The organism is Moorena sp. SIO3H5, assembly GCF_010692395.1.
Lineage (GTDB): Bacteria > Cyanobacteriota > Cyanobacteriia > Cyanobacteriales > Coleofasciculaceae > Moorena.
Genome location: NZ_JAAHHS010000422.1, coordinates 1 through 6,341 on the forward strand (window position 1 = coordinate 1; position 6,341 = coordinate 6,341).

The 6,341-nt window shown below is 43.2% G+C and carries 6 protein-coding genes; 1 reads left to right on the plus strand and 5 read right to left on the minus strand.

What is annotated here, in order from left to right; all coding sequences use genetic code 11:
• The 5 genes from F6K52_RS30100 to F6K52_RS30120 all read right to left on the minus strand — a co-directional run.
• Positions 1-982 (minus strand): DegT/DnrJ/EryC1/StrS family aminotransferase (locus F6K52_RS30100; protein WP_293087472.1); only part of this gene is annotated, 982 nt, incomplete at its 3' end.
• Between the two features lie 3 nt (positions 983-985).
• Positions 986-2,296: a DUF3326 domain-containing protein gene (locus F6K52_RS30105; RefSeq protein WP_293087477.1), complete on the minus strand. Its 1,311-nt coding sequence runs from the start codon at positions 2,294-2,296 to the stop codon at positions 986-988.
• Positions 2,297-2,797: 501 nt separating this feature from the next.
• On the minus strand, positions 2,798-3,604 hold the full coding sequence (locus F6K52_RS30110) for an aldo/keto reductase (RefSeq protein ID WP_293087481.1): 807 nt from the start codon (positions 3,602-3,604) through the stop codon (positions 2,798-2,800).
• Positions 3,605-3,848: 244 nt separating this feature from the next.
• On the minus strand, positions 3,849-5,126 hold the full coding sequence (locus tag F6K52_RS30115; RefSeq protein ID WP_293087487.1) for a lipid-A-disaccharide synthase-related protein: 1,278 nt from the start codon (positions 5,124-5,126) through the stop codon (positions 3,849-3,851).
• An 18-nt stretch (positions 5,127-5,144) separates the two neighbouring features.
• On the minus strand, positions 5,145-5,276 hold the full coding sequence (locus tag F6K52_RS30120) for a hypothetical protein (protein ID WP_293087492.1): 132 nt from the start codon (positions 5,274-5,276) through the stop codon (positions 5,145-5,147).
• A 258-nt stretch (positions 5,277-5,534) separates the two neighbouring features.
• On the opposite strand from F6K52_RS30120, the gene deoC reads away from it, so the two are divergent.
• A complete protein-coding gene (deoC, locus tag F6K52_RS30125) occupies positions 5,535-6,215 on the plus strand; it encodes a deoxyribose-phosphate aldolase (RefSeq protein ID WP_293087495.1) in 681 nt (226 codons plus the stop codon).
• Positions 6,216-6,341 lie beyond the last annotated feature (126 nt).

The following is a 6,341-nucleotide window of genomic DNA, read 5'->3' on the forward strand; positions in this document are numbered from 1 at the left end:
CCTCTTCACCAGCAAATTCCCCATCAATCCCGCGTTCGTACAACAGCTCTGCTAACTCTTGCCCTGTAGTGCGATCGCTTTTTAAATAGATTTTCAGCGGATCGCTAACTTGGGCATCATACGTTAATACGTTGCCGTAATTATCCAATTGACTGCGCAGGCGATCGCATTCCTGAATGGCTTGCGAAAATAACCCTTGACCTGATTCGGAATACCCCTTCTTAATCGCATCTTCAATACTCAGCATTAACAGGTTACTGCGGGTAGTGGTTTCAAATAAAGGCATCACCCCCATAACTTGTTCAATACTAAACCGAGAGTCAGTGGGTAAATGCAATAAAGCAGTTTGTACCAAACTCCCAGTATATTTGTGCATACTATGGGTGACGATATCTGCCTTAAATGCGATCGCCGATTGCCATTGTTCGTCCAGAAAGGGAAAATGACTACCGTGGGCTTCATCTACTGCTAAAGCCAGATCGCGTACGCGACAGTAATCAGCTATCTTCCCAATATCAATAGTTATCCCTTCATAACTGGGATGAGTTAGTAACAAAGCCGATACGCCACTGGTTTCTAATCCAGAAATCACCTCTTCAGTAGTAGGCATCAAAGACACAGAAGGAATAAAATAAGGCTCTAATCCTGCTAAAATGATGCCGTTTATGGTGGCAATATGACTGTTGAGGGCAATCGCCACTCGCTTGTACTGAGTACCCAATAAAGCACAAGCGGTTAAAACCCCTTGAGTCCCTCCTCCAGTTAGCCAAAAGGTATGTTTAGTGCCATACATTTCAGAGAAATGTTTTTCGATGCTCTCAGTGCGAGGGCGAGTAAGAAATGGTGCATCATATTGATAGATTTCTTGACTGAGGCGTACGCTATTTTGAGCAACTCCTTGGTGGGCAGGAGTATAAAGACTCACCTGCACATCCTGATTATGAGATGCGATTAGCTTATAAGTGGAAGAAGGTTGAGTCATAAGCTACATAAAAATCGGCTGAAGTTGTGGTATTGGACGAATTGTACTTTCCACTGCAATACCATTGCGTAACGCTAATAGCAATCCCGCCGCTTCCATGTAGCTATTGACACGATATATCGGGTTGCCCTGAGTTTCAATTTGCAATCTTTCAGGAGTAATATCGTACTTAGTGGTATTATCTTTAACTAAGATTACCGGCACACCTTGGTCTAAAGACGCTAAAAACGGAATATTACCCACTGTAGTTTCTGGCATTACTACCGCCGAAACATTCTCTACGGATATCCTGGTTTCCCCTGGGGCTACGGGAGTATCAAACCTTACCGGACGGGGAGAATTGATTAAACCATTGAGAGGCGAACAAACATAGGCACTGGAAATTAATTCTGCTCCATCCCTAGGGTCTACTAATTTCCCAAATCCCGTATGTTCCCACTCCAATAATAAGGGAGCATGGGCAGCAGTAAAGGGATAGAAATTAGTGAGCATGTGGGTCATAATTGCTTCCGCACCGCCCCAAGGATTGGGGATAGATTCCCCTCGGTAGTAAGCTTGACGGATTTTATCGTCTACTTCCAAAGTGGTCATTAAAGCCACTGCCCTAGCGGAAGAATTTTCCACCACATCTAGAGCTTTCATCAACTCGTCCATACCTTTAAATTCCCCGGAAGCATTACCATACTGGGAATAGGTACAGGCGGTTTCTACTGGGCCACCAGTTACGACTACAGGGTCGATATTAATTCCCCCCACAGCGCGCAAGCCATTGAGAGCATTAATAACATTGTTTAAAAATCGCTCATCTTTTGGTTTTTCAATAATTGCTGCAATGTTTTCGCGCTTCTGAGGAATAACTCCAATATTACCCAGTAGTAACTGACAAATCAGATTCCCTTCCAGATACAGAACATTATCCTGACCGAAATAGATATCCGACGCAGTAACCGCATTGGGATTTGTCACCAGATAGTCACAAGCGGAGGCTAACAGATTGGTACTGGGAGTAGCATCTCCCGCAAAACCACCAATTTCTGCTCTGACTCCGGTGGGAATAATACTAACTGCGACAAACGGTTGGTTAGAAACCCGTTGACGAATATTAATATCTAGTAACGATGACCAAACCGGCTTTCTGTCTGTATCGATAAAGCTGGATTCAAAGGTGAGGGTATCTCCTTCAACTTTGGTTAAAATCAAGCGAATGGGAACACCTGGTAAGGGAAGCGCAGCAATTTTTTGGGAAATTTCTCTCCAGGTGCGCTGTGAGGGAGGGCATTGGATTTCAAAATCTTTGGTATAGACTTGGGTCATTCTCTGTATTTACTTACTAACAACTGATTTAGCCAACATGATCAGTTTTACACTAATCATCGACTGGCTTACTAATTAACTCATTAGGTCTAATTACCATTGATTCAGCAAGGGCGAAAACTTGGGGTAATCAATCTTTTATCTTTCATATTCTTGCCTCCTAAGTTTTCCACTTAGCCAGTCTATCGTAATAATTTACTTTCATGGTATAAAAAAATATTAAATTTTATTAAAATCCTAAATTAGACTGGGCTGTATCTCTTTTTTTATAATGGTTTCGTCAATTTTTATTTGCTTCTACTGCGGATTTACCCAATCCAAAGTTCCCGAATTTTGCAAGCATTATATTATATCATATTCAGATAATCAGTTTAAAAAACATAGCTTCCTTTTCGTAGGTAATCTCCCTCCTAATCCCCTGTTACCTGTTTCCTTTTACCTGTTCCCTGTTCCCTATTACTTACTATTTATAAGTGTTCAACCGAAGATGATATTAATTAATTAAGGCCATTGATTATCGAAGCTATCCTGGCCAGTTCCATAAATTAGATCGCCATAGGTTTGCCAATGGGTTACTTCCTGAACAGATAACTCAGGAGATTGCAAAATCCTGAGATTTTCAACTAATTCAGATTCGGTTTTAGGTGCAGTGAGGACTAAGCGAATCGCTGGTTGGCGCAGTACCATGCGATAACAGTCAGCAGCAGTTGGAGCTGGATTTTTCCAGTCTGTATGTCCTTGCAACAGCGAACCCCAACGAGTGGCAGTAAACGCAACTACTGGAATGTCGGCTTTGAGCGCAGCAGGAAACACTTCTACTTCCGCTTTGCGATGGGCCATGTTGTAACGATGCATCAGCACGTCACAGGACTGCTTTCTCAATAATTGTACTGCTAATTGGCGGTTATGGGTTGTTGCGCCAACATAGCGTATTAATCCTTCAGTTTTCCAGGTATGGATCTGGTTTAAGGCTACTGCAACCTGGTCGAGATCATCTTTAGGGGAGATATATTCTAAAAAGAACACATCTATTGTATCCACATCAAGCAAGGAACGAACTTGGTCTAAATATTCGCGCAGTTGGTTAAGATCGCGACTGTTACTGCCCGTGGAAACTACCACTTGGTCTCGTTCAGCTGCCAGAATAGGCTTTAGTCCTTCTAGGAAACTGGTGTAATTCAGGTTGTAAAAAAAGAAGTAATTGATTCCAGCCTGGTAAGCAATCTCTACACAAGTGGTATCCATTGGGTTTTTAGCTCCCAGACCCAAAATACTGACAGGACTACCACTCAAAGTCTGAATATCCATCGCAATCTATAACCTTTATACTTGTTGTTATAGCAGAAGTCAGAAGTCAGAAGTCAGAAGTCAGAAGTCAAACTCTTGCACTTACTTAGGTTTGAGACTTTTGTCATGTCATAACTGCCCTGGCGACTGCTATAATGTGTGGGAATTGTAGTTTGAAGAGGACTGTTTAAACACCCCCATATATACCAAATATAATAGACATCTGAGATGTCTGATTTATAATTCATAATTCATAATTCATCATTCATAATTTAGCATTCATCTTTTCGATCAAACACTTAGCAATCCGAGCTGCTGCCCCTGGTTGACCAAGGCGTCGCTGTCCATTTTCTGCTATTAGCTGTAACTTGTCGGGGTTCTGGAATAACTCTTTCGCTATGCTTGCTACAAATTCTGGTTGCTGTGCTATTACTAACGATTGACCTAACAAGCGAGTTTGGGCTTCGGCAAAAGCAGGGGTATATTGGGGACCACCTCCTGGCATGGCAATGGCTGGTTTTCCTAACCCGACAAATTGCTCTGTGGCTGTGCCTGCCATGGCGATACAGAAATCCCCTTGGAGCAGGCAGAGGTTATAGTCGTTCTGGGTTAAAATCAGTGTGCCATTTTGCTTGGTAAAGACCAAAGCTTGTTTGTCCTTGAGCTGGAAATTGAATGGATGGGATGGCAAGGTGACCTCACTCCAACTATGGGCGACTAAAACCTCCCGTAAAGGGTCTTGGCTTAATCCTGGAGCAATGGCAGCGAGAAATAAAAGCGATCGCGAACCAAAAGTATCCAGTAACCCTGATGCTGCCAAGATGATTTGATCCCAATTGTGATAAGCCTCGGGTATTCTGGAACCTGGTAGTAAGGTAATGGTTAGGGTACGCTTAGTTTCGTTTAATTCTGCATCTTTGTCATAAACCATGGGTGGTGGATAGTCTGGATAAATCCCATCCATCATCGGATTACCCAAATCAAAAGCTGGGATAGACCACTGCTTTAAGATCTCTGTGGTCAGGGTATCTCTAGGAAAAACCCCTATGCAACGGCGATTAGACATCAGCCAACGCTCCCAAGGCAAATATACCGAGCCTGACCACCCTTCCCAACGGGGTCGATTGGCTAACCATCCCGATTCATCCCGCAAATAGTATTCCGATTTGGCAGTACCAACAAAGCCATAGGGTAAACCACTCCACCAGGCAAACAACAGTGGTACGATATCGCCTACTGCTAGGATAAAGTCCCCTGATTTAGCCCAACGGCGAATTGCTTTTAATTGAGACCAAATCAATTGCACTAAGCCTCCCTGCACATCACGCCACACTTGCTGTTGGGACATATAGATAAATCCACCCGATGGCATCTGCTCAACGGAGCCGATAATGGGGATATCTAATGGGAGATAAGCTTTTCCTTCCCCAACTAAGGGTAAGGCCGCTAGTTCTGGACAAGTCGAGTAATGTTGCAATTCCTGTAGAATTTGGACAGCAATCACATCCTCTCCATGACCATTGCTCAGGCATAGTAAACGCATGGTTACTCAGGGGTTAATTTACAGCGGTTGCAATTTTCTGGGTTTTAGGGAGCAGGGAGCAGGGAGCAGGGGATAGGCAAGAGGCAAGAGGCAAGAGGCAAGAGGCAAGAGGCAAGAGCGATGCAGTAATAAGCTGCGCTTATTACACACTATTTTCGTAAAAAAAACGAATTTTATTCATCACTATAATAAATGTTTTTCGGGTTGATTAGGTCATCACTAAATGTTGATAAAAATCACCGTAATTAATTAATCTATAGTCTTACACAGTTAAAGTCTAGCTGAATATTACTGTTCTAAAACTGTATGGGTTTTTCCTGGGTGATCTGACGGTTAAGGGTTGGGAGTTGATAGTTAACTGTTATACTTAAAAGCTGGTTGATTTTTACTTAAGTATCTGATATGGCAATGGATATAGACTATCCAGACATTGATATTGCTCCCCTAATCGACCATGCCCTGCTTATTCCCACGGCTACACCAGAGCAGGTGGAAAAATGGTGTCAAGAGGCAGACCAATATAAGTTTGCTACGGTGTGTGTCCCGCCAGTTTACGTCAAACAAGCGGCTGAACTCCTCCACAGTAGAGTACCAAAGGTTTGTACCGTCATTGGTTTTCCGAGTGGTGCTACAACCCCCACTGCTAAGCTTTATGAAGCCCAAGAGGCAGTGGAAAATGGAGCGACAGAGCTAGATGTAATGATTCACCTTGGTGGTTTGAAAGTGGGTAAAACAGAGGAACTTTACCAAGAAATTGCCCAAATCTGTCAAGAAACGGGTAAAACTGTCAAAGTCATCTTGGAAACTACTGTGCTGAGTGATACGGAAAAACGTCTTGCTGCAGAAATCTGTATGGATGCTGGGGCGCAATTTATCAAAACCAGCACTGGCTGGAATGGTGGTGCCACAGTTGATGATGTCCAATTGTTGAAAAAAGTGACCAGGGGGCAAGTTGGAATCAAGGCATCAGGAGGTATCCGAACCATCCAGCAAGCTTTCGATTTAGTCATTGCTGGAGCAACCAGGCTAGGCACCTCTCGTGGTCCTGAGTTGCTGCGACAACGGGATAACTTGGAAATTAAGAATTAAGACTCCCGGTTCGCCCATTTTTTCGGGAGTTATAAGAAAGGCTACTCAGGAGTAAAAGATTGACCATCAAGTTGAGTATAAATAGTAGTTGAAAACCCAAGTAGAACAAGAAGACGCTGCTGTAAA